The organism is Mycobacteriales bacterium, assembly GCA_035690485.1.
GTDB lineage: Bacteria > Actinomycetota > Actinomycetes > JAFAQI01 > DASSKL01 > DASSKL01.
Window position 1 is genome coordinate 1 of record DASSKL010000100.1, and the last position, 3629, is coordinate 3629.

A 3629-nucleotide genomic window follows, 5' to 3' on the forward strand; every position below is an offset into this window, starting at 1 on the left:
TCGACCGGCGCGAAGATCATCAACAACTTCGCCATCGACGCCGACGAGGCCGGCATCTACATCGGCGACTCACCCAACCCGCCCGCCGGCGTCACCCAACCCGCCAACGCCACCGTGCAGGGCAACCGGTCCTTCGACAGCGGCTACGGCATCTTCCTGCGCGACGCCTCGGTCGGCACCGTCTCCGGCAACAACCTGATGGGCAACTGCGTGGGCCTTCTCGCCCTCGCCGACAACCCGGGACCGTCGAGCCAGTGGACCATCACCGGCAACCACATCGCGACGAACGTGCGCGAGTGCCCCGCAACCCAGGACTCCGAGGGCGGCTCGCCGCCGCTGAGTGGCGTGGGCGTGCTGCTCGCCGGCGCGACGAACAACACGGTCAGCAACAACGACATCTACTACAACCAGCCGGAGGGCGACTCGGCACTTTCGGGCGGCATCGTCATGGTCACGATTCCGGGCCAGGCCAACGCGACCGCCCCTTCGGGCAACACGATCAGCAACAACAACGCCCACGGCAACAAGCCGGGCGACATCTTCTGGGACGGCACCGGGACCGGTAACACGTTCACCGGCAACAGCTGTGACCAGGCGATCTCGCCGAACGACGCAGTGACCTGCGGCGGCTGACCGCCGCCCGCTGAACCACAGGGGCCGCGGCCGCGAACGCGGCCGCGGCCCCACCAGCACTCAGGAGCACCGAGCAATGCAGCTGTCCCGGCGTACGGTCCTCACCGGCTTCGGCGCGCTCGCCGCCGCCACCGCCGCCGGGTCGATCTCGATCCCGGCGGCGCGCGCGCTCGAGTCGCCGGAAACCGTTGCCTTCTACGGGCCGCACCAGGCCGGCATCGAGACGCCGCCGCAGCAGCGGCTGACCTTCGCGGCCTACGACGTCGCGGGCGGGGTGGACCCCACAGGCCTGCGCAACCTGCTGCAGACCTGGACCTCGCTCGCCGAGCGGCTGACCAACGGCACGACGGTCGGCTACCCGCGGTTCGCGCCGGACGCGCCCGCGGACACCGGCGAGACGTTCGGCGTACCCAACAGCAACCTCACGGTGACCGTCGGCTTCGGGCCCGCGCTGTTCGACCAGCGGTTCGGTCTCGGGCCGCGGCAGCCGGCCGCGCTGGCCGAGCTCCCACCCTTCCCGGGTGACCAGCTCGACCCGGCGCGCAGCGGCGGCGACCTCTGCGTGCAGGCCTGCGCCGACGACGAGCAGGTGAGCCTGCACGCCATTCGCATGTTGACCCGGCACGCAGCCGGCGCGGCGACGTTGCGCTGGGTGCAGCAGGGCTTCCTGCCCGCCCCCAAGCCGGGCGAGACGACGCGCAACCTGATGGGCTTCAAGGACGGCACCCGCAACGCGAGCGGGCCGGTCGACTTCGCCCGGCACGTCTGGGTCGACGCCACCGACCAGCCGTGGATGCGCGGTGGCAGCTACCTGGTCGCACGGCGGATCCGCATGAACCTGGCCGACTGGGACGCCGAGCCGCTCAACGAGCAGGACGACGTCTTCGGCCGCTACAAGTCCACCGGCGCTGCCTACGGCCAGGCGACCGAGCACGCCACCCCGCTCATGCCGGACCTGCCCGCCGACTCGCACGTCCGGCTCGCCTCGCCGGAGACCAACGGCGGCATCAAGATCCTGCGCCGCGGCTACTCCTACGCGGACACCCATCTCGTCGAGGGCGATCCCGAGGCCGGCCTGTTCTTCCTCGCCTACCAGGCGGATCCCGGCCAGGGGTTCATCCCGCTCCAGCAGAAGCTGGCGGCGCACGACGCGCTCAACGAGTACATCACGCACACCGGCAGCGCGATCTTCGCAGTGCCGCCCGGGATCGGCCCCGGCGACTACTGGGGTCAGTCGCTGCTCAGCTGACCTCGAGCGCCGCCCGCAGATCGGCCACCAGGTCGTCCGCGGCCTCGAGCCCGACCGACAGCCGGATCAGGTCCGCGGGCACCTCCAGCGGCGAGCCGGCCGCCGACGCGTGGGTCATGCGGCCCGGGTGCTCGATCAGCGACTCGACCCCGCCGAGCGACTCGGCGAGCGTGAACAACCGCGTGCGGCCGACCACCCCCAGGGCGGCGTCGACGCCGCCCGCGACGCGGAAGCTGACCATGCCGCCGAAGTCGCGCATCTGCCGCCGAGCGACGTCGTGCCCACGGTGCTGCGGCGAGCCCGGCCACAGCACGTCGCTGACCCGTGGGTGCTCGTGCAGCATCTCGACCAGCGAGCGCGCGTTGGCGCAGTGCCGGTCCATCCGCACGGCCAGCGTCTTCACGCCGCGCAGCACCAGCCATGCGTCGAACGGGCCGGCCACGCCGCCGGTGGAGTTCTGCACGAACGCCAGCCGGTCGCCGAGCTCCGCGTCGGCCACGACCAGCGCGCCGCCGACGACGTCGCTGTGCCCGCCGAGGTACTTCGTGGTCGAGTGCACGACCGCGTCGGCGCCGAGCGTCAGCGGCTGCTGCAGGTACGGCGAGGCGAACGTGTTGTCGACCGCGAGCAGGGCACCCGCGCCGTGCGCGATCTCGGCCAGAGCCGCGATGTCGCCGACCGTCAGCAACGGGTTGGTCGGCGTCTCGCACCACACCACCCGCGTCTCGTCGCGGATCGCGCCCTTCACGGCGTCGAGATCGTCGATCGGCACCGCGGACCAGGCGAGCCCCCAGTCCTGCAGCACCCGGGCGAGCAGCCGGAAGGTGCCGCCGTAGGCGTCGTCCGGGATCACCACGTGGTCACCCGGACGGCACACGGTGCGCAGCAGGCAGTCCTCGGCCGCCATCCCGGAGGCGAACGCCAGCCCGCGGGTGCCGGCCTCGAGGGCGGCGAGGCACTCCTCGAGCGCCCGCCGGGTCGGGTTGCGGCTGCGGGAGTACTCGTAGCCGCCACGCAGCCCGCCGACGCCGTCCTGCTTGTAGGTCGACACCTGGTAGATCGGCGGCACCACGGCGCCGGTCGACGGGTCGGCCTCCTGGCCGGCGTGGATGGCGAGGGTCTCGAAGGCGTCGCTCACCGGGCCAAGGCTACGGGGACGGAACAGCACGTCCCGTGGCACCGTTGCAGCGAGAGACCCCTGGAGGTGCACCGTGCTGTTCGGCCGCGAGAAGACCCGGATGCCCACGCCCGACGAGACACTGCCCGGTCGCGAGGCCACGATGCCGGTCGGTGATCGGCACGCGGTGCTCGGCACCGGCATCACGCCGCCGTTCCCGGCGGGACTGCAGACGGCGGTGTTCGGCCTCGGCTGCTTCTGGGGCGCCGAGCGGAAGTTCTGGCAGCTCGACGGCGTGCACGCGACCGCGGCCGGCTACGCAGGCGGTTTCACGCCCAATCCGACGTACGAGGAAGTGTGCAGCGGGCGCACCGGTCACGCCGAGGTCGTCCTCGTCGTCTTCGACCCCGAGAAGGTCTCGTACGCCGACCTGCTGAGGGTGTTCTGGGAGTCGCACGACCCGACGCAGGGCATGCGGCAGGGCAACGACATCGGCACGCAGTACCGCTCGGCGATCTACACCGCCGACGAAGCGCAGCAGCGCGCAGCCGAGGAGTCGCGAGACGCCTTCGCGCCGGTGCTCCGCGCGGCGGGCTACGGGGACATCACCACGGAGATCGCCCCGGCGGG

4 protein-coding genes are annotated in these 3629 nt (G+C 72.1%); 3 read left to right on the plus strand and 1 reads right to left on the minus strand.

Going from position 1 to position 3629, the window contains the following annotated elements; all coding sequences use genetic code 11:
- Together VFJ21_15055 and efeB are read left to right on the plus strand one after the other, a co-directional pair.
- Positions 1-633, plus strand: a 633-nt coding sequence (locus tag VFJ21_15055) for a right-handed parallel beta-helix repeat-containing protein (GenBank protein ID HET7408440.1), incomplete at its 5' end; no start/stop codon positions are given.
- A gap of 76 nt (positions 634-709) precedes the next feature.
- Complete coding sequence (gene efeB, locus VFJ21_15060) at positions 710-1882, plus strand: iron uptake transporter deferrochelatase/peroxidase subunit (GenBank protein ID HET7408441.1); 1173 nt, start codon at positions 710-712, stop codon at positions 1880-1882.
- Here the strand turns inward: efeB and VFJ21_15065 are convergent.
- On the minus strand, positions 1875-3020 hold the full coding sequence (locus VFJ21_15065; protein ID HET7408442.1) for a cystathionine gamma-synthase: 1146 nt from the start codon (positions 3018-3020) through the stop codon (positions 1875-1877). The two genes, efeB and VFJ21_15065, sit on opposite strands and share 8 nt — an antisense overlap.
- Before the next feature lie 142 nt (positions 3021-3162).
- On the opposite strand from VFJ21_15065, the gene msrA reads away from it, so the two are divergent.
- Positions 3163-3629 (plus strand): peptide-methionine (S)-S-oxide reductase MsrA (msrA, locus tag VFJ21_15070; GenBank protein ID HET7408443.1); only part of this gene is annotated, 467 nt, incomplete at its 3' end.

Coding starts and splice junctions, on each gene's coding strand:
- efeB (HET7408441.1), top strand. CDS start 710: ATGCAGCTGTCCCGGCGTACGGTCCTCACCGGCTTCGGCGCGCTCGCC.